Annotated in this window: 11 protein-coding genes, 7 pseudogenes and 2 riboswitches; of the genes and pseudogenes, 13 read left to right on the top strand and 5 right to left on the bottom strand. The window is 58.2% G+C overall.

Annotated elements, in window-relative coordinates:
• Positions 1–242: 242 nt before the first annotated feature.
• Positions 243–1,355: an IS110 family transposase gene (locus QA640_RS38230; RefSeq protein WP_283037838.1), complete on the bottom strand. Its 1,113-nt coding sequence runs from the start codon at positions 1,353–1,355 to the stop codon at positions 243–245.
• A 217-nt stretch (positions 1,356–1,572) separates the two neighbouring features.
• Between QA640_RS38230 and QA640_RS38225 the strand changes: the two are divergent.
• Positions 1,573–2,666 (top strand): annotated as a pseudogene (locus QA640_RS38225) (IS3 family transposase); the annotation flags it as partial.
• Between the two features lie 220 nt (positions 2,667–2,886).
• On the opposite strand, the pseudogene QA640_RS38220 reads toward QA640_RS38225, so the two are convergent.
• Positions 2,887–3,467 (bottom strand): annotated as a pseudogene (locus tag QA640_RS38220) (FAD-dependent oxidoreductase); the annotation flags it as partial.
• A gap of 45 nt (positions 3,468–3,512) precedes the next feature.
• A riboswitch (glycine riboswitch) is annotated at positions 3,513–3,603 on the bottom strand.
• Positions 3,604–3,605: 2 nt separating this feature from the next.
• Positions 3,606–3,706: riboswitch (glycine riboswitch) on the bottom strand.
• Positions 3,707–4,300: 594 nt separating this feature from the next.
• On the opposite strand from QA640_RS38220, the gene QA640_RS38215 reads away from it, so the two are divergent.
• The 3 genes from QA640_RS38215 to QA640_RS48450 all read left to right on the top strand — a co-directional run bounded on the left by QA640_RS38215 (position 4,301) and on the right by QA640_RS48450 (position 6,812).
• The gene (locus QA640_RS38215) at positions 4,301–5,521 is read left to right on the top strand and encodes a Xaa-Pro peptidase family protein (protein WP_283037837.1); all 1,221 of its coding nucleotides are present in this window, start codon (positions 4,301–4,303) and stop codon (positions 5,519–5,521) included.
• Positions 5,522–5,825: 304 nt separating this feature from the next.
• The gene (locus QA640_RS38210) at positions 5,826–6,386 is read left to right on the top strand and encodes an amidohydrolase (RefSeq protein ID WP_283037836.1); all 561 of its coding nucleotides are present in this window, start codon (positions 5,826–5,828) and stop codon (positions 6,384–6,386) included.
• A 249-nt stretch (positions 6,387–6,635) separates the two neighbouring features.
• Positions 6,636–6,812: a hypothetical protein gene (locus tag QA640_RS48450; protein WP_349253667.1), complete on the top strand. Its 177-nt coding sequence runs from the start codon at positions 6,636–6,638 to the stop codon at positions 6,810–6,812.
• A 991-nt stretch (positions 6,813–7,803) separates the two neighbouring features.
• Here QA640_RS48450 and QA640_RS38205 read toward each other — a convergent pair.
• Positions 7,804–9,068, bottom strand: a pseudogene (locus QA640_RS38205) (IS256 family transposase).
• Between the two features lie 249 nt (positions 9,069–9,317).
• On the opposite strand from QA640_RS38205, the pseudogene QA640_RS38200 reads away from it, so the two are divergent.
• Positions 9,318–10,178 (top strand): annotated as a pseudogene (locus QA640_RS38200) (FAD-dependent oxidoreductase).
• A 91-nt stretch (positions 10,179–10,269) separates the two neighbouring features.
• Here the strand turns inward: QA640_RS38200 and QA640_RS38195 are convergent.
• Positions 10,270–10,428, bottom strand: a complete 159-nt coding sequence (locus QA640_RS38195; RefSeq protein ID WP_283043015.1) for a DUF465 domain-containing protein — start codon at positions 10,426–10,428, stop codon at positions 10,270–10,272.
• Between the two features lie 406 nt (positions 10,429–10,834).
• On the opposite strand from QA640_RS38195, the gene QA640_RS38190 reads away from it, so the two are divergent.
• From QA640_RS38190 to QA640_RS38165, 6 genes and pseudogenes are all read left to right on the top strand, one after another.
• A complete protein-coding gene (locus QA640_RS38190; protein ID WP_283037835.1) occupies positions 10,835–12,034 on the top strand; it encodes an IS256 family transposase in 1,200 nt (399 codons plus the stop codon).
• 232 nt (positions 12,035–12,266) lie between these two features.
• Positions 12,267–12,398, top strand: a pseudogene (locus QA640_RS38185) (P-type conjugative transfer protein TrbL); the annotation flags it as partial.
• A 182-nt stretch (positions 12,399–12,580) separates the two neighbouring features.
• Positions 12,581–12,732: pseudogene (locus QA640_RS38180) on the top strand (transposase); the annotation flags it as partial.
• A gap of 703 nt (positions 12,733–13,435) precedes the next feature.
• Positions 13,436–14,359, top strand: coding sequence for an FAD-dependent oxidoreductase (locus tag QA640_RS38175; RefSeq protein WP_283037834.1), 924 nt, complete (start codon positions 13,436–13,438; stop codon positions 14,357–14,359).
• A gap of 520 nt (positions 14,360–14,879) precedes the next feature.
• Complete coding sequence (locus tag QA640_RS38170; RefSeq protein ID WP_283037833.1) at positions 14,880–15,791, top strand: ABC transporter substrate-binding protein; 912 nt, start codon at positions 14,880–14,882, stop codon at positions 15,789–15,791.
• Between the two features lie 114 nt (positions 15,792–15,905).
• On the top strand, positions 15,906–16,361 hold the full coding sequence (locus QA640_RS38165) for a hypothetical protein (RefSeq protein ID WP_283037832.1): 456 nt from the start codon (positions 15,906–15,908) through the stop codon (positions 16,359–16,361).
• A gap of 228 nt (positions 16,362–16,589) precedes the next feature.
• On the opposite strand, the pseudogene QA640_RS38160 reads toward QA640_RS38165, so the two are convergent.
• A pseudogene (locus QA640_RS38160) lies at positions 16,590–17,673 on the bottom strand (IS3 family transposase); the annotation flags it as partial.
• 86 nt (positions 17,674–17,759) lie between these two features.
• On the opposite strand from QA640_RS38160, the gene QA640_RS38155 reads away from it, so the two are divergent.
• Positions 17,760–18,131, top strand: a complete 372-nt coding sequence (locus QA640_RS38155; RefSeq protein WP_283037831.1) for an ABC transporter permease subunit — start codon at positions 17,760–17,762, stop codon at positions 18,129–18,131.
• 8 nt (positions 18,132–18,139) lie between these two features.
• A complete protein-coding gene (locus QA640_RS38150) occupies positions 18,140–18,955 on the top strand; it encodes an ABC transporter permease (RefSeq protein ID WP_283037830.1) in 816 nt (271 codons plus the stop codon).
• Positions 18,956–19,022: the final 67 nt, after the last annotated feature.

Raw genomic sequence — 19,022 nt, 5'->3', positions numbered from 1 at the left:
TGCTTCCGGCTGAGCGCCCGGACGCTGGACTTCGAAGGTGCCCACGGTAGGAGGCAGGGCCAAAGACGACGGTTGATCAAGCTCTCATGCGCGGGTTGGCTACCGCATGACCGTGGTTTCGTCTTGGGGCTGCCTCGGTCTAGAGGGCGAGCGTCGGCAATGCCGGCTCATAGCAGGCCACGAGGATTCCCCACCGCGCCCTGACTCCTGCCCTGGGCACCGATATGGTCGAGCAGCGCTCTTCAGGCGGCCGGCCCGAGTTGTACTTGACGAGTGATCGCCCACAGGAAGCCGACCATCTCACGTGCAATGGCGGTGGTGACGATCACCTTGGGTTTGCCGGCCGCCGACAAGCGGCGATAGCGAGCGCATAGCCTGACCTGGGCCTTCCAGGCGATATCGCGGATAACTTCAGGCAGGCGCTCGTTACGGTCATGGAGCTTGCGACTGACGCGGGCCTGCATGCGATAGGTCCATGCCCCCTCAATCAGAGCCCGCCTGGCCAGAGCATTGCCAGCCTTGGTGATGTTGCCGCGTCGGATGGTTGCGCCGCTCGAATACTCCGACGGCACGAGGCCGAGAAAGGCCATCAACTGGCGAGGATTGTCAAAGCGAGAGAAGTCGCCAACCTCGGCAACCACGGTTACAGCAACGATGAAGGCGATGCCGCGCATGGCCTGCACGGCCTCTACGATTGGCGTCATCGACCATTGTGGCGCCAGCTCCTCGATCCGCTTGGTCAAGCAGTCCACGCGGGCCTCAGCGTCGGTTACGGCATGAATGTAGTCCTGCAGAACGATTTGGCTCGCCGGGTGATCGAAGCGCACCGTGGTGAGCCAGCGACGATAAGCCAGAGTCCACCCCCTCTTCCCGGCATAGATGCGCCCATGTCGCAGCAGGAAGCCTTGGAGATGCTGCCGCGCCTTGCCGAGCACACGCATCGCCGTGGCGCGGGCTCTCACCAAGTCGCGCATGGCCTCATGCGCTGCATCCGGAACCCACACGGCTGTCAGTTGGTCGCTCCGGTGCAGCTTGGCCAGCATCGCCGCATCGCGCCGGTCGGTTTTTACCCGATCGCCGGCTTTCATCGGGATCAGCGAGGGAGCCACCACGATGCAGTTGTGTCCCGGTCCCGTCAGTTGTCTATGCAGGCCATATCCGCAGGGTCCGGCTTCGTAACAAAAACTTACCTGCCGGTCACGCTTGCCAAGCTTCTTCGCCAGCTTGGCGATTTGATCGGCGCGATTAGGGATGATCCCCAAGTTACGAACTTCCCCGCCGCGCATCGCTTCGGCCACTGCAACCGAAATCGTCGCCTTGTGCACATCCAGCCCCACGAAAATGCTATCGTTCATCAGGCCCGCTCCCCATGCTTGAGGCTCGGCGCCGGACCATCCGGCGCAACCCTCGATAGGAGCTTGCCGCGGGGCGGGCCGCCCGTCACCTCAGAAGGCAAACATAGGGTCTAGGCTAGAGGCGAGGCAAAAGAAACGTACTGAAGTGGATCCCGGATTTTGGACCGGCGGCTTAGGTGGTGCGGATGCCGTTCCGTTTTGATAAACGGAGCGGATCATGAAGAAGACAAGACGGAAAATCGATGCGGCGCTGAAGGCAAGGATTGCCTTGGAGGCGTTGCGGGAACAATCAACGGTGACGGATCTGGCGCAGCGCTACCAGGTTCATGTGAACCAGATTTATGCGTGGAAGAAGCAGCTTCAGGATCAAGCGGTTCGGGCGTTCGACGCGGGCGCTGGTCGGGATGGCGAGGCGGCCCACGAACTGGAGGTCGAGAAGCTCCACGCCAAGATCGGACAATTGACGGTCGAACGAGATTTCTTAGCCAGGAGGTCCGGAAGATGAGCGCGCCGGATCGCCGAGGATTGCTTCAGCGCGATCATGAGAGTCTATCGATCCGCCGGCAATGCCAACTGCTGAGCGTTGCGCGATCGAGCGTCTATCGGCCGCCGCGGCCGGCCAATGACAACGAGCTTGAGCTGATGCGGCGGATCGACCAACTGTTCACGGCCTGGCCGTTCCTGGGCTCGCGGCGGATGGCGGCGATGCTCAATGGCGAAGGCTGTCGCATCAATCGCAAGCGCGTGCAGCGGTTGTTGCGCAAGATGGGCATCGCGGCGCTGGGACCAAAGCCCAGAACCACCAAGCCGGCGCGGGGACACAAGATCTTCCCGTATCTCCTGCGCCAGATGGTGATCGACCGGCCGAATCAAGTGTGGGCGGCCGATATCACCTATGTGCCGATCGGCCAGGGCTTTCTGTATCTGGTGGCGATCATCGATTGGGCGAGCCGTGCGGTGCTGGCCTGGCGCCTGTCGAACACGATGGACACATCGTTCTGCGTGTCTGCGCTCGAAGAGGCCTTGGCGCGCTTCGGCCGGCCCGAGATCTTCAATACCGACCGGGGCAGCCAGTTCACCAGCGCCGCCTTCACCGGCACGCTGGCCGACACTGGCGTCCGGATCTCGATGGACGGTCGCGGGCGCTGGATGGACAACGTGTTCATCGAGCGGCTATGGCGCTCGCTCAAATACGAGGACATCTATCTCAAGGGTTATTCGGATGGCCACGAGGCCAAAGCCGGAATCGCCCGATGGATCGAGTTTTACAATTTCCAGCGCCCTCATCAGGCGCTGGAAAACCGCGCGCCGATGGCGGTCTGGCGGGCCGGTGTCACCGGCGCATTCGGCGAAGAGGCTGTGGATATGACGCTTCTCGCAAGCGAGAAGCTTGGACAACGCTGGGCGTTGCCCACATCCCCACAGCCACAACAGCAGCAAGCAAGAGTAGCGTAAAGTTATTGGGAAGAACGAACGGCAGAAGCTCCACTTAGGAAACCGGACCCAGTGGTCCTCAGCATAGGGTCCACTTCATATCTCCGGTCGAATCTGACGGCGTGAAGAATCCAGCATAATATTTATTCTGCAAAGTTGGCTCTATCACGCGCATTTCGGACAGAGTTACAGGACAGCGGTCCAACCCTCCCTCCACCAAGAAGCTGGTTCACACGAGCAGCCGTGTCAAACTCGGGCTTGCTTGAAGAGACATGTAGAATACCCCGCTGCTCCAAATCAAAAGCTATGCTCTCGCGATGGGCAATGTCAAAAAGATGCTGCCGCGCAGCGATAGCCAATCTGGTCGTTTCGATCGTGTTGCGACGGTGGTGACGGGTTTGAGCGACAAACTCAGCCAACCAAGTACAAGCTTGGACTCGGGTTCAGAAACAGTGGTGCATCCTTTCGCATCATCCACTTCAAACCCTTCAGGATGGTGCCTAGGCTATTCCAAACCTCAGCGTTACTTGCCGACAATTGTCCCCCATTCGCAAACGAGGTCTCCATTGCGAGATAACGATGGCGGTCAAATACTGTAACTGTGTAATCGCGAGCAGCGAGCGCGTAAGTAGTGGTAGCTCCGGTAATTCCGGATCCAATAACGACGATCGGTTTCATTAGGTGCTCCAAGGCAAGCGTGAACGGCGCGATAGCTCCGCCCCAAATCTGTCCTGCACCTGAGAGCTTACTCCGCTAACCTTTGGTGATTACGGTCCCCTTCGGTGGGCGCCACACTGGCGCCTCTATCCAGATTGTCCTAGGCGTGCGGTCCTGGGCCTGAGAGTTTCCTTGGGGAGTTGCCGCCTTCGGCGGAGATCGCCATTTGCTGGCTGATCTCTCTCTCCCACGCGCCATCGTCAGACCGGTCGATCCTTTCAGGCATATTTCGGCATGCAATACCGCTATACTTCAGAGTCGTCGTTCGCCGAGGGATGGCACGGTTAAGGCGAAAATGTCTTCGCCGGTTTTCAGCGTCGTTACCCAAGAAGTCGCAGAAATACTGCGGAATCTGCCGAAAACCGCGTAAGACAAGCGCTTACCTCGGTTTACTCTATCTACTGTATGGTGAGGATTATGGCTGGGACCCAGCGGTGACCTGTCATGTGGTTTGACCGGTCGACTGCATCTGAGCAGAGACTTCATCGCTAGTGATAACTGCGTAAGCGCAACGAAGAAACGACAACGCAGTTTGCCTGGGCGGAGTAAGATGCATTACGATCAACGGACGATGAAGCTGCTCGACGATCAACGGACGATGAAGCTGCTCGCTCTGTCGTCGTTATAATCGACTGTGGCTGCGGCTTGTCGGCACAGCTTATCCGTGGCTCCACATGAAGTGTGCGGGCCGCCCAGAGAAGAATCCTGATGGCCCGCCAGTAAGCGTTCGTCAGAAGATGTCGATTGAAGTTTTGTACCGTTGCTGCCCAGTATACCGCCCATTGGAGAGAATGATGACCATTCTAGATCACGCCGCGATTACCACGATCCCCTATGTACCCTTTGACAGAACAGAATATGAAAACCGAGTTGAGCACGCGCGACGGTTGATGAAAAGGTATGGCTTCGACGCGTTGCTTGTGACGTCCGAACATAACTGGCGTTATTTTGTTGATGATATCAGCACCACACCAAGTTCGACCACCAGGCCGCGGTTCCTTCTCATCCCCTTGTCTGGTGAAGCCGTAGGGATCGTTCCAGGCTCATTTGACGAATTTTACGGTCAAACCACCTGGGTAAAGAATTATCGTACTTGGGCCGGTCCTAACCCGAAGGATGAGGGCGTTTCCACGCTTGCTAAAGCGTTGAACGATCTGCCAACCACCGCAAAGATAGGGACGGAACTCGGAGCCGAGAGCAGGCTCGGTATGCCTGTTGGCGATTTTCTGCGCGTCGTTGATGCCATCCAGCCTCGCACATTCGTTGATGCCTCGGATCCAATCTTCACCCCATTGCGTATGATCAAGTCGCCCGCTGAAATTGAACGAATGCGCACGGTGAACGGGATTGCATCGGTAGTGTTTGACAAGCTGGCGCCAAAATTGCGCCAAGGTATGACTGAGCGAGAGGTTTGTCGCCTTTATGAGCTCGAATGCTTTCTCCTTGGCGTAGACAAAACGCTCAAGATCAATTGTAATTCAGGACGTGGGGGCTATACTCGCTGCTTTGGAGTTCCGACAGATAAGATTCTCTCGCGTGACGATCTGCTGTTCATAGATCAAGGGTTTTTGTTCAACTTCTATTTCAGTGATTTTAACAGGCACTTCGCTTTTGGAGTGCCCGATCAGAACACGGTGGATGCCTATAAGCTCGTTTGGGAGGCGACGGAGGTTGGTGTAGGCGCCGTGAGGCCTGGGATACCGATTAGCGATATCTATGCGGCGATGTCCGGCGTACTGAATAGCAAAGAGAGTCAACGCAAAGTCACCAGCATCGGGCGCATGGGACACTCGATGGGTTTGTGGATGCCAGAGCTGCCTTCGGTTCATCCAGAGGACAAGACACTTCTCAAGCCAGGGATGATCATTAATATCGAGCCAAGCACGAACTATCCGTCCTATTTTGACGGCACTCCAAAATTGATGATTCACGAGGAGGTTGTTGTCGTTACTGAAAATGGATCAGAGCTGCTCACGTCTCGTACCCCTCGAACTATACCAGTGGTCTCTCAATGAAGAAGTGGCGCGGAAGCAGTCGGCCCTAAACTTAAGCGACTTCCTTGTTTCGTAAGCGAGAGCCCAGATGTTCAAAGTCGAAAGATTTCCCGAGAATTGCAGTGCGAGGCAACCGCATGGCGCCGGTATCTTCATGAAAATCCGGAGCTCGGCTATCAAGTGCACAATACCGCGAGTTTCGTAGCAGAGAAGCTCGGCGTCATTCGGCATCCACCATATCGAAACCGGGATAGCTGAAAGTGGTATTGAGGCATTGATCCAGGGGAAAGGAGGAGATGGGCCGACCATTGGATGACGAGCAGATATGGACGCGTTGCCGATCTTGGAAGCCTCAAACAGACCGTGGTCGTCCAAGATACTTGGCAAAATGCACGCATGTGGGCATGACGGTCACACGGCCATGCTACTGGCCGCAGCGAAATACCTCGCCGCCACGCGCAATTTCAGGGGCGCCGTCGCATTGATCTTTCAGCCGGCGCAAGAAGTGGAGGCGCCATCTGGCGGTAAACGGATGGTCCAAGAGGGGATCATCGCTTCGGCATCTCACAAGTGTTCGGCATGCACAATCGACCTGGGCTGGACGTCGGCAAGTTCGGCATTTGCCGATGGTCCAATAATGGCATCCCAAGACGACTTCGACATTGTCGTGAAGGGTAGGGGTGGCCACGCGGCCAAGCCACATGAGATCGTGGATCCAGTAGTGATCGCGGCTCAGATTATTCTCGGGCTTCAAACGTTGGTATCGCGCCACACAAGTCCGATTGATTCGCTTGTAATCTCCGTTACAAAGTTGAATGCAGCTCAAGCTTACAACGTTATTCCAGATAACATTGAAATGTCCGGCACCGTAAGGACGGCACCGTAAGGACGGCACCGTAAGGACTCTGACACCTGACCTGGGCGACTTCGCGGAGCGGCAGATTTCGGCATGTGCGCAAAGTATTGCGCGCGGATTTGGCGCGGACGTTGAGTTCAGGTAATGCCGATCTGTCCCAGTCACCTTTAACCATACAGAGCAGACCAATCTGGCGATCGCGGTGGCGGGAAATCTCGTGGGAGCCAAATCCGTTGACGACAAGTTGAGATTAACTATGGGGGCCAGGATTTCGCTTATATGCTTGAGGCGCGTCCCGGCTCCTTTATTTTTCTCGGTAATGGGCCATCGGCTGGCGTGCACAACCCGGCTTATGATTTCAACGACGAAGCTCTTCCTTATGGCATCGGCTGCTGGGTGAACCTAGTAGAAGCAGTGCTGCCACCTGAGAGTAGAGCCGCGAGCATATGTGGATGAGTCGACAAGGCTCGCGGGTACGAAACGGCCTGACACTGAAGTGGGGTCTTTGCAAAATGTCTATGGAGCCGAAGACCTTTTTAGAGCTTCTGTGACCCCGAGACCTTTTCGCGGGTTTTAGGCGTAGCCTCTGAAATATATTTGGAGAGCTTGTCGTGCCTGCCTTGAGTGCGCGTCGCGTCGGTTGTCGCAGCTAACGAAGGCTTGAGAAATGTTCTGATTCCAGGAGGGGGTGGCAAGCGTTCCTGTTCGCAAATTACCTCGCGTGAGCTGCGGACTCTATGGGCATTGAAGGAGATTCTGATGAGACAGTGTTTGTTTTCTGTATCAACCCTAAAAAAGACCCCCGTGGCCGCTCATGTGCTAAACGCGCTCAAGGCTGAGTATAAGAGATCGAGAGGGATCCGGGTCTGAAAGTCCCCGGTTTGCGCGGCGCGACAATTTCGATTGTGACGACTGATGATGTGGTGACTAACGATTATGCGCGGTATGCGCCAATTCTAAATCAGTGTTTCGGTGATGCCAACTTGATCGGTATCGTGAATGGGCACGAAGGACCAATGCGCCAGACGCAATCTTCACCGTGCAGACGATTAGTGAGTTGGCGACTGGCACGTTTAGCATTGCTCCTCGGATCATGCGGGGACTTCTTCTATCCATCGAAAGTGAGCGCCTCGCCTGCGCTCTTGACAGCACTGCGGCCACGATTGCCCTCTCGCATAGAGCTCGGCGATATGCGTGAGCGCCTCGCCTGCAATGGCCGCGGGCTTAGGCGGCGAGTTCGTAGAACGTACGCTGCATGTGTGACCAGCAGTTGCAAGCTGACCGTCGCAACGCTCAGCCACCATAGCCGGTATAGTCGTCGACCTGCAGGATTCCAGAGCGAGTGTCTGGCTCCGGTGGTGTGGATCGAGTAAACGCGCTCCAACGCAACCTGAAACTGTGACTTAACTGACGGCGAGCTATGCCTAAATCTGGGTGACGGAGCCGATCAGGCGGCGTGGCTGTGCTGGGTCGGAATGACCTCGATGCCGTCGGCGAATCTGACACCGGCGATGAGCTTCGGCAACTGATTTGTGCCCTTCAATCGACGCCAGGTTTTCGAGGCTGCATCGATCAGCTTGAACACCATCAGCCTGGCCGTCTGTGGCGACAACGATCCCTTGGTCCGAACTGTCCTGTGTCGCACCGTGGCGAACACGCCCTCGATCGGATTCGTGGTTCGCAAGTGGACCCAGTGCTCGGCAGGAAAGTCATAGAATGCCAGCAGATCCTCGCGATCCTTGACCAGGCAGTCAACGGCGCGCGCGTATTTGGCACCGTATTTCTCGGCGAAGGTTTCGAGTGCAAGCTCCGCGGTGGCCCGGCACGGCGCCATCGAGATATCCTGCAGGGCTCTCTTCATGCCACTCTGCACGGAGCTCGGAACCTTGTTGAGCACGCTGACGGTCTTGTGCTGCCAGCAGCGCTGCCGCCGGGTGCCGGGAAAGACTTCGTCTATCGCCTTCCAGAAGCCGAGTGCGCCATCGCCGACCGCCAGTTCAGGCGCGACCTGCAGTCCGCGCCGGCGGATGTCGATTAGAAGCTCGCGCCAGCTCTGGGCGCTCTCGCGCACGCCGACCTGGAAGCCGACCAGCTCCTTCTTGCCTCGGGCGTCGCGCCGATCAAAACCAGCATACATTCGCTGTGGTCCTCCATCCGGGCCTGCAGGAAGACGCCGTCGGCCCAGACGTAGACATAGCGCCGCGCCGACAGATCGCGCTTCTGCCAGCGCTCGTACTCGCCCTGCCATTGCGCCTTCAGGCCTGAGATCACCGATGGCGACAGATTCGGCGCATCCTTGCCGAGCAGCGCCGAGAGCGCTTCCTGGAGATCGCCGGTCGAGATGCCGCGCAGATAGAGGATCGGCAGCAGGGCATCCAGGCTCTTTGTCCGCCGCGCCCACAGCGGCAGGATCGCCGAGGTGAAGCGGATCCGATCAGCTCCGGTCGCACCACGGTCTCTGACCTTGGGCCGGGCGATCTCGATCGCGCCGATCCCCGTGGCAATCTTACGCGCAGGGCCAAAGCCGTGCCGCACCACCCTGGCACGGCCGTCCGGCAGCTTCAGCTCCGCCGTCGTCGCCAGAAATGCCTGCAGCTCGATCTCGACGGCCCGGGCGAGCAGCTCACGGGCTCCGTTCCGCAGAATTTCTGTCAGTGGATCGTCAACCGCAGACGGCTGACGGAAGGGCAGGATGTTGATAGTCTCGTTCATGGCGTATCGCTCTCCTTGAGAGGTTCTGGCAGGCTCGACACCCGCCTCGATACGCCGCCTACCTCAACCCGTCATCACCCACTTTCCTGCATAGCTCACTGACGGCAAATTGATGCTTCAAGTAGCATGGTATGGCTCCCCAACTATTTGAGATGGCCCAGCACTGCCAAAGCGAGCGGATCGGCAGAACGATGTTGGCGGCGACGGCGATCCCGTGGCAGCGCGGAAATTTCGGGACCTGAAGGCGAGATGGACAGGGTTGATTGTGTGATCGTCGGTGCGGGGTGATCAGCCTGGCCGTGGCGCGGCGGCTGGCACGGGCCGGCCGCGAAGTGATTGTGATCGAGGAGGCCGAAGGGATCAGCACGGTAACCTCGTCGCGAAACAGCGAGGTGATCCATGCTGGCATGTACTAGCTGGAGCCGGCGCTGAGCTGCGACCGGCGCTGCTGTCGCCCTCCACCGGGATCATCGACAGCCATGCCTACATGCTCACGCTGCACTGCGACGCTGAGGAGGCCGGAGCGGCATTCGCTTTCCATGCGCCGCTGCTCCACGCGGCCACGGTGAACGGGTTCGAGATCGAGCCCGGCGGCGCGGCGCCCATGACGCTCGCCTGCGATCTGCTGGTCAATCCCGCCGGCCTCGGCGTAACGGCGGTCGCGCGTTGACGGCGTGCCGATCGAATTGATTCCAACTGCCTATTTGGCCAAGGACAACTACTTCAGCTGCAGCGCCAGGGTGCCGTTCTCGCGGCTGATCTATCCGGTGCCGGCGCCGGCGGGCTCGGCGTGCACCTGACGCTCGACATGGCCGGACAGCCGCGGCTCGGCCCCGACGTCGAATGGATCGATCAAATCGATTATGCTGTCGACCCGGCGGGCCGAGCTGTTCTATGCGGCGATCCGGAAATACTGGCCGAACCCTGCCGGATGGCGCGCTGATGCCGACCTATTCGGGAATCCCAAGATCGTGCCAGCGGCGGTGGCGATCCAGGATTTCCTGATCCAGGCGCCGGCCGATCACGGCGTCGCGGCTTGATCAACCTGCTTGCATCGAGTCGCCGGGATTGACGTCGTCGCTCGCGATCGGCGAGGTGCCGGAGCTTTGAGCAAATGCTGCATAGCGTCCCGGAGGATGCGCGCTTCGGCATTCATCCCTCGGTGAAAAGCAAGGTTATTTGCTAATTTGCGGGGACTGACTTAGTGGACCGTGTCGTCGGCGGAAAGTCTCAACCGCTCGATCTCGTCCTTGACCATCAACTTGTGAGGCTTCAACTCGACGATATGCAGGTCGTCTACGGAGGGGTGTACGAGTGCTTCGTGCACTTCGTTCTCGGGTATTCTGTGCTTGCGTTCCAGTTCGACGAGATGACTTGAAGTGCCATTACGTACTCTCCTCGGTGCGTTAAACCTCGGGTTCGATCCGGATCGCTGAGCGTGCACAAGTGGGCGGCGCTGTCGATGGGGAGCCGCCGCGAGCCTTTTGAGGTTGACGGCTGCCGCGGTTAGATAGGCTTGCGCCTGGCAGCGCGCGACAGTCCGTGCCAGGACTTGGCTTCGCCGTGGAAGCCTTCCGAGCGCCAGCGGTGGCGCTACAGAACCGCCGGTCCGGTCGTGTCCCAGCTGGTGGTGTAGCTGGAGCGAAGCCGCTCGCGACGCGCGCCCCCCAATAGCGCCGTAGCGAGCGAGCGGCTTTGCGGGTGGTCATCGATGATTCGTCGGTAAGGTTCGGGTTGCGACACCAACCTGATTCGAGGAACCACCGATGACCGACGACATGATGAACCTGCGCGCGCTCGTGGAGAAGACCCCTGACGCCGATCTTTTGCGCGAGATGATCGGCTTTGCCGCCCACCGGCTGATGGAGCTGGAGGTCGAGGGACTGACGGGAGCGGCTTACGGCGAGAAGAGCCAGGAGCGCCTGGCTCAGCGCAACGGCTATCGCGATCGGAGCTGGGAGACCCGCGCCGGCACCGTCGAGCTGCGCATTCCCAAGCTGCGCAAAGGCACCTACTTCCCCGGCTTCCTGGAGCCGCGGCGGATGGCCGAGAAGGCGCTCACGGCGGTGGTGCAGGAGGCCTACGTGCAGGGCGTGTCCACCCGCTCGGTCGACGACCTGGTGCAGGCCATGGGCATGAGCGGCATCTCCAAGAGCCAGGTGTCGCGGTTGTGCGGTGAGATCGACGACAAGGTGAAGGCCTTCCTCAATCGTCCGATCGAGGGCGACTGGCCCTATCTGTGGATCGACGCCACCTATGTGAAGGTTCGCCAGAACGGGCGCATCGTCTCGGTCGCGGTGATCATCGCGGTCGGCGTCAACAGCGACGGTCGGCGCGAGATTCTCGGCATGGACATCGGCCCGTCCGAGGCCGAGACGTTCTGGACCGCGTTCCTGCGCAAGCTCGCGCGGCGCGGTCTGCGCGGCGTCAAGCTGGTGGTCTCCGACGCGCATGAGGGGATCAAGGCCACGGTTGGCAAAGTCCTGAACGCCACGTGGCAGCGCTGCCGCGTGCACTTCATGCGCAACGCCCTGGCGCACGCCGGCAAGAGCGGCCGGCGCGTCGTCTCCGCCTTCATCGCCACCGCGTTTGCCCAGGACGACGCCGAGGCCGCGCGTGCCCAATGGCGAAGGGTCGCCGACCAACTGCGGCCCAAATTGCCCAAGCTCGCCAGCTTCCTGGATGAGGCCGAGACCGACGTGCTCGCCTACATGAGCTTCCCGGCCACACACCGGGTCAAGCTGCACTCGACCAACCCGCTCGAACGCGTCAACGGCGAGATCAAGCGGCGGACCGAAGTGGTCGGCATCTTTCCCAATGAGGACGCCATCACCCGTCTGGTCGGCGCCATCCTGCTCGAGCAGAATGACGAGTGGGCCGTCCAGCGTGGACGCTACATGACACTGGAAACCATCGCCCCGTTGGGCGATGATCCCGCCGTCAGCCTTCCGGCTATCGCCAGCTGACCGATCCGGCCCATGCCGGCGAACGTGGTGACCCGCACTCAGCTACACCACGCCACGGGGCACGATCGCCGGTCCTCCGCACTCCAGCGCTCGCGGCGGCGGCGGGCACGAAGCAGAGCCGGGTAGTCGACTCCGACAACGACGGCCTTGTTGGCGCGATACCCACTGCGATGATCACCGCGACCGAGACGATACGCCCGTTGCCTCCATTCCGAGCAAAAGCGAGTGAGCCATGGGAGGTGCCGGCGTCATCGACCAGTTCCTGCAAGCCTTCACCTGCTACATCGATTCCGGATTCGGCCTCGTAGAGGTCGGCTATATCGCCACGACGTTCGCTGCAATCGACCTCACGCTTTCGGGCCTGAGCCCCGATGAGGACCTTCGCGGCAACGTAGCCCATAGCCCGGCTTCCGGCGGATTGCGGCTACCGGATCTGATGTCGGAGTTTAGAGTAGGCCGGCTCTGCCGCGGAGGCAGCCATTTCAGGCAGTCGTCCATCGACGAAACTCGTGAGCCACGACGCGCACGAGAGGGAGTTTCGCGAATGGAGAGACGAAGCGCAACTTCGTAGGGCAGCACTTCTGGGCCCCGGGATACTTCGTCTCGACCGCCGGTCGAGACGAAGCGGGATCAGAGAATACATCCGCAAGCGGGAGACCAAGAACACCCGGCTCGACCAAATGAACATGTGGCGCTAAGGCCGCCTTTAGGCGGCCAGCAAAATCCGCGACGCGTTAGTGTCCCCATGGCCGCTTTGAGCGGCCCAATTCCTAAAGCCGCCAGCTTTGTCGGGGATCCTTACTCTAGCTTGGTGCCAGGAAACAGCGGGCGCGCGGGTGCCCGGCTTGGCCGCTGGAATCGGCTAGGAACGCGAGTGACTCGCTGGATTTCTGCAGCGTTTTGCGAATTTTTGCCGACATTAGGCGCCGGTTCTCGTCTTATGATTATCAAGAGGTCTCGCGATCTTTCGCGACGTCACCTCGCTCCACTCCATGTGCTTTTCTAGGACTCTTCAAGAAATGAAAGTGCTGGTTTACGATCAGAACGGCGAATTGATTGAATTGAATGCCACATCCGCTCAAACGCTTGTGCTTGCTATCCGAGACGCTCGCTTGAATCTGACGGGGCAATGCGGGGGCTGCATGGCTTGCGGCACTTGTCACGTGCGCGAAGCTTAAGCCGGTCAGCGAAACCGAGCATGCGATGTTGAATGTAGTCGAAGATCGACGCACAACTCTCGACTCTCTTGCAGATTGAATTGACGGGAGGTTTGAACGGTCTAACCATGACAATCGCGCCAAACGCCGGATTTGTATAGACTTCGACAGGCGTCTCTAGCGGGAGTTCTGGGAAAACAAATGCGCTGTTGTATCCGTTGGTGCCTTTTGGGTCTGTGAGCCAATGCGCAGAAAATTGCTGATTGTTGGAAGATCCTATGGCGCGTGTGAAGTTGCCTCGCATGACGGCGAGAATGGGTACGGCGAAGACATAATCATTGTTAGCGAAGAGCCGGAGCTGCCCTATCATCGCCCGCCACTTTCAAAGGGGTGCCTCAAAGATCCGTCGGACCAGCGAAGGCCTCTTAAGGCTGCTGCCTTCTATTCGGACAATGACATTGGGCTGGAGCTGGGTAGCAGGGTCATTGACCTCGATCCTGGAGCCCGAATGGCTTTGTTGTCGAACGGGACGTATATCGCTTTCGATACCCTCGCTCTCACGGTTGGCACGAGCGCACGAAAGCTGTCATGCCCGGGCGCGGTGATTGGAAATGTGTACTGCCTGCGCTCCATTGCGGATGCGCGCCTGCTCTGCGCGGCGACGCGGGATGCCCAGAAAATTTTCGTGGTTGGCACGGGATTTATCGGTCTTGAAGTCGAGTCAACGCTCATACGGCTGCAAAAGCAAGTCACGGCCTTAGATGCAAAAGATCGAGTGCTTCACTGGGTTGTACCGCTGGAAACTTCTGAGTATCTGGCATCGGTACACGTCAGTCACGGCGTCAAACTGTTGACCTCACGCGCGGTGCAATCTTTAGTTGATGAAAGCCGAATCGTCGAGAAGGTCGTGCTGCAGGATGGTACGTCCGCTGTCATCGTGGGGATCCGCTCAGTTCCCAATTTGGAATTGGCCCGGCTGCTCGCTCTACAAAGCGCGGACGGCATTGTTGTTGATTCCCGATCGCGCACCAGCCAAGCGTACGTATTTGCGGCGGGCGACCGCACGCTGTTTGGCGGTCCATTCAATACAGGTGGAATTCGACTGGAGTCTGTGCAGAACGTCGCGTGTAGCGCGGGCTGTGATTGCCGGCAAAGACAAGGATTATGACAATGTACCTTAGTTTTGGACGGATCAATATGACTTGGAACTCCAAATTGCTGGCTTTGCAGCTGGCCCCACAGAGCGTGTTCTGCGATCGGGTGCCAGTACCGGCATGTCTGTATTTCATTTCCGCAGTTTGCATCTGCGTGGAGAGTATAAGCCGACCGAGAGAACACTTCTCGGCTCGGCGCCTCTTGGTCCAGGAGGGAAGAATAACGAAGCGACAGTATTCGATGAGAAAGAGATGCATCGTCGAGGTTGATGCCCGATTCTCCAAGTCAAACACAAGTTCGCTTCAGCGGCGCAACATACTCGTCGGGCATCAGAAACTCGGGCGCAAGCCGAACACGTGTCTTCAACGAACCGCATATGTAATGTCACCAGATGAAATCAACCAACGAAAGGGGACTCTCATGCGTAAACATATTTCCTCACCCGCACGCCGCTCCTTTCTTATCGGTACGGCCGGAATAATTGCGGGTTTGTACTCAGGTCCTCACGCGCTGCGCACAAGTCCAGCTCGGTTATGATATCTACTTATGGAGGATCCTATCAAGAGTCCCAAATTAAAGCCGTACTGGATCCTTTCACCAATGAGACGGGGATTAAGGTCCAATTTATTCCTTACCCCGGATTCGACAAACTCAAGGCCATGCAGCTGACGGGTAATGTTGAGCTAGACGTTTATCTCTGCTCCGGTGCCGAAGCCGCTGCCGGGACTAAGCAAGGGTTTTGGGAGAAACTCGATCCTTCCCGTTTCGATCTCGAAGATCTCAAAATCCAACCCGCAGACGACTATGCCGCATTTGACATCTGGAGCCGGGGCGTATCGTGGAACCCGAAGAAATTCGGTGCCAAAGCGCATCCGGCGACCTTTACTGACTTCTTCGACCTGCAGAAGTTTCCAGGACGACGAGTTGTGCGCGTGGACGCTCAACTGACGTTGGAAGCCGCGTTGCTCGGTGACGGCGTGGCGCCGAAGGACATCTATCCGTTGAATCTGGATTGCGCATTCAAGGCGCTCGATCGCATCAAGTCACAGATTGTATGGGCAGCTACCGCTCCGCAAGACACCTCCTTGTTGCAGGTCGGCGAGGCTGATTTTGGCCTCGCCAATTGTGTTCGGGTTGAAGCGACGACCCAGCCGGGTGGTGGGGTGCCGTTGGCATATTCGTTCGAACAAAACATCTTTGGCGGCCTATGCCTCGCTGTTCTCAAGGGCGCGGCAAACAAAGGAAATGCGATGGAGCTGATCGCCTACCATCTTCGTCCAGAGGTGCAGGCTAGATTGTTTGATCTGCTAGTAGGCGATGCTCCGGTATCTAAAAAAGCTTCATCCATGTTGTCGCCCGAGGCGCTCAAATGGCAGCCAAATCTGGACAACGCCAAAGCGTCCTACTCGACAATGCATATTGGGCGGAGAATTATGAGAAGGTAAACCATCGTTTCCAGGAGTGGAGAATCGGTGGCTAATTGCTCTCCGTTGGCGCGCAGCTCCGGGGCTTGTCGCGCATCTATGCCTATTCTTGATCTCAAACGGGAGCCGTCCAAATTGTCTGCCATCTCCACGAATAATCTGCGCGCGCAAGTCATCTTTATGTCGCCGGCCACTCTGATTGGGGGCGCTATCGTGTTGCCGCCGCTTTCATACGTTCTCTTCACCAGTTTCCGCGGACCAGAGTTTTCGCTGGCCGCATTTGATGCGGTTTTAACTAGTGCTTTATTCAGGCGGACGTTGCTAACGACGCTCTATGTTGCTGCCATCTCGTCAGTGGTGAGCTTGATACTGGGTTTCGTGATCGCGCTGCATCTTGCTCGTCAGCCGGCGAGGCGCAGGAAGTTTTTGATGGTGCTTGTGTTGCTGCCGTTCTGGACTAGTGTGCTGGTCAAATGCTTCGCATTTACAGTTATATTAGGACGTGATGGAATCATCAATTCGTTCCTGAGTTGGATCTCCGCCACTAATGTTCAACTGCCGCTTTTATTCAACGTGGTGGGCCTGCTGTGAAGTGGACCCTATGCTGAGGACCACTGGGTCCGGTTTCCTAAGTGGAGCTTCCGCCGTTCGTTCTTCCCAATAACTTTACGCTACTCTTGCTTGCTGCTGTTGTGGCTGTGGGGATGTGGGCAACGCCCAGCGTTGTCCAAGCTTCTCGCTTGCGAGAAGCGTCATATCCACAGCCTCTTCGCCGAATGCGCCGGTGACACCGGCCCGCCAGACCGCCATCGGCGCGCGGTTTTCCAGCGCCTGATGAGGGCGCTGGAAATTGTAAAACTCGATCCATCGGGCGATTCCGGCTTTGGCCTCGTGGCCATCCGAATAACCCTTGAGATAGATGTCCTCGTATTTGAGCGAGCGCCATAGCCGCTCGATGAACACGTTGTCCATCCAGCGCCCGCGACCGTCCATCGAGATCCGGACGCCAGTGTCGGCCAGCGTGCCGGTGAAGGCGGCGCTGGTGAACTGGCTGCCCCGGTCGGTATTGAAGATCTCGGGCCGGCCGAAGCGCGCCAAGGCCTCTTCGAGCGCAGACACGCAGAACGATGTGTCCATCGTGTTCGACAGGCGCCAGGCCAGCACCGCACGGCTCGCCCAATCGATGATCGCCACCAGATACAGAAAGCCCTGGCCGATCGGCACATAGGTGATATCGGCCGCCCACACTTGATTCGGCCGGTCGATCACCATCTGGCGCAGGAGATACGGGAAGATCTTGTGTCCCCGCGCCGGCTTGGTGGTTCTGGGCTTTGGTCCCAGCGCCGCGATGCCCATCTTGCGCAACAACCGCTGCACGCGCTTGCGATTGATGCGACAGCCTTCGCCATTGAGCATCGCCGCCATCCGCCGCGAGCCCAGGAACGGCCAGGCCGTGAACAGTTGGTCGATCCGCCGCATCAGCTCAAGCTCGTTGTCATTGGCCGGCCGCGGCGGCCGATAGACGCTCGATCGCGCAACGCTCAGCAGTTGGCATTGCCGGCGGATCGATAGACTCTCATGATCGCGCTGAAGCAATCCTCGGCGATCCGGCGCGCTCATCTTCCGGACCTCCTGGCTAAGAAATCTCGTTCGACCGTCAATTGTCCGATCTTGGCGTGGAGCTTCTCGACCTCCAGTTCGTGGGCCGCCTCGCCATCCCGACCAGCGCCCGCGTCGAACGCCCGAACCGCTTGAGATCCTGAAGCTGCTTCCACGCATAAATCTGGTTCACATGAACCTGGTAGCGCTGCGCCAGATCCGTCACCGTTGATTGTTCCCGCAACGCCTCCAAGGCAATCCTTGCCTTCAGCGCCGCATCGATTTTCCGTCTTGTCTTCTTCATGATCCGCTCCGTTTATCAAAACGGAACGGCATCCGCACCACCTAAGCCGCCGGTCCAAAATCCGGGGGCCACTTCAGCTGGTCGGCATGACCAACTATCTCGTTCCCCTTGTTGTCTTGCCTGTTCTCGCCAGCCTGCTCGCGATTGATCGCTCTATCTATGGCGCGGCCTGCATTATGGGTGCTAAGCCAGCTCGCATGTTCTGGACGATTACTGTTCCCATGAGCCTACCGGGCGTTTTCGCCGGCCTGTTGAGCATTTTCGTGATGTCTTTAGGAGCCTTCATTGTTCCGGCGCTGCTCGGTGGCCCTAACGATCTGATGCTCTCGAACCTGATCGATTTTTATAACCGGCAAGTATTGGATTGGTCCAAAGCCTCAGCCATCAGCGTTGTTCTCTTCGGTATGGCTATCGTCTTAGCTGCGCCGCTTGCTCTTGTGCGCCGGCGGAAGCTCTAGGGCGGCTCGTGGCTGTCATCATTGACGATCCACTTTCGCGGCGTTACCGGAGGATGGGGACCGGCCTGGCCGTGTTGATCTACTTTTATCTCCTCACCCCGATCCTCGTGACGATCCCCACGGCGTTCGGTCCAACAAATGCTCTGACTTTCCCGCCGGGAAACTACTCTTTGGAACTATTCAAGTTGTTCTTTGCTTCTCCCGGTTGGCTAAATCCACTTTTCGAAAGCTTTAAGGTCGCGGTGGCGGCCACAGCGGTGGCGATGCTTGTCGGCGTGCCTGCTGGTTACTGGACCGCGCGCCACGAGTTCGCCGGCAAAGGACTCATCACCAGCGTGATCATGAGTCCGCTGATAATTCCAACTATTGTGTCGGGTCTCGGCCGTTTTCTATACTTCTCCTACATTCACCTAAGCGGAACGATGCTTTCCATTGTGCTCGGCCATGTCATGGTCACATTGCCCTATGTTGTTGTGATGATCGTGGCCGGTGTGAACAAGCTGGACCGCAATCTCGAATTTGGAGCCGAACTGATGGGGGCCGGACCTATTCGGATGTTCGTGACCGTAGTCATCCCACAGCTCATTCCCTCGCTCGTCAGCGCGGCTTTCTTCGCATTTTTGCTGTCATTCGATGAAGTGATCATTTCTTGGTTTCTGGCCGGTCCTAACACGGTCACCCTGCCCGTGAAAATGTATAGTGCCCTGCAATGGGAGCTGTCGCCGGGGATCGCCGCCGCATCCACCTTCCTAACTGTTATCTCTCTGGTCGTCAGTATCGTTGCGATCGCATTGAGGAAAGGAACGTCGGTTGATGATGTCTGACAGGTATAGCGTGACAACCGAAGCAGACAGTGAAGGAGTACGATCAAATATGCTTCCTCCAACGGCG

It is taken from the genome of Bradyrhizobium sp. CB82, assembly GCF_029714405.1.
Classification (GTDB): domain Bacteria; phylum Pseudomonadota; class Alphaproteobacteria; order Rhizobiales; family Xanthobacteraceae; genus Bradyrhizobium.
This window is presented reverse-complemented; position numbering and strand designations above follow the sequence as displayed.

What these genes read in the sequence shown, in the direction of transcription:
- QA640_RS38170 (WP_283037833.1), top strand. Translation starts at nt 14,880, where the DNA reads ATGATATCTACTTATGGAGGATCCTATCAAGAGTCCCAAATTAAAGCC.
- QA640_RS38230 (WP_283037838.1), bottom strand. Translation starts at nt 1,355, where the DNA reads ATGAACGATAGCATTTTCGTGGGGCTGGATGTGCACAAGGCGACGATT.
- QA640_RS38155 (WP_283037831.1), top strand. Translation starts at nt 17,760, where the DNA reads ATGACCAACTATCTCGTTCCCCTTGTTGTCTTGCCTGTTCTCGCCAGC.
- QA640_RS38175 (WP_283037834.1), top strand. Translation starts at nt 13,436, where the DNA reads ATGCGCAGAAAATTGCTGATTGTTGGAAGATCCTATGGCGCGTGTGAA.
- QA640_RS48450 (WP_349253667.1), top strand. Translation starts at nt 6,636, where the DNA reads ATGCTTGAGGCGCGTCCCGGCTCCTTTATTTTTCTCGGTAATGGGCCA.
- QA640_RS38190 (WP_283037835.1), top strand. Translation starts at nt 10,835, where the DNA reads ATGACCGACGACATGATGAACCTGCGCGCGCTCGTGGAGAAGACCCCT.
- QA640_RS38215 (WP_283037837.1), top strand. Translation starts at nt 4,301, where the DNA reads ATGACCATTCTAGATCACGCCGCGATTACCACGATCCCCTATGTACCC.
- QA640_RS38210 (WP_283037836.1), top strand. Translation starts at nt 5,826, where the DNA reads ATGGACGCGTTGCCGATCTTGGAAGCCTCAAACAGACCGTGGTCGTCC.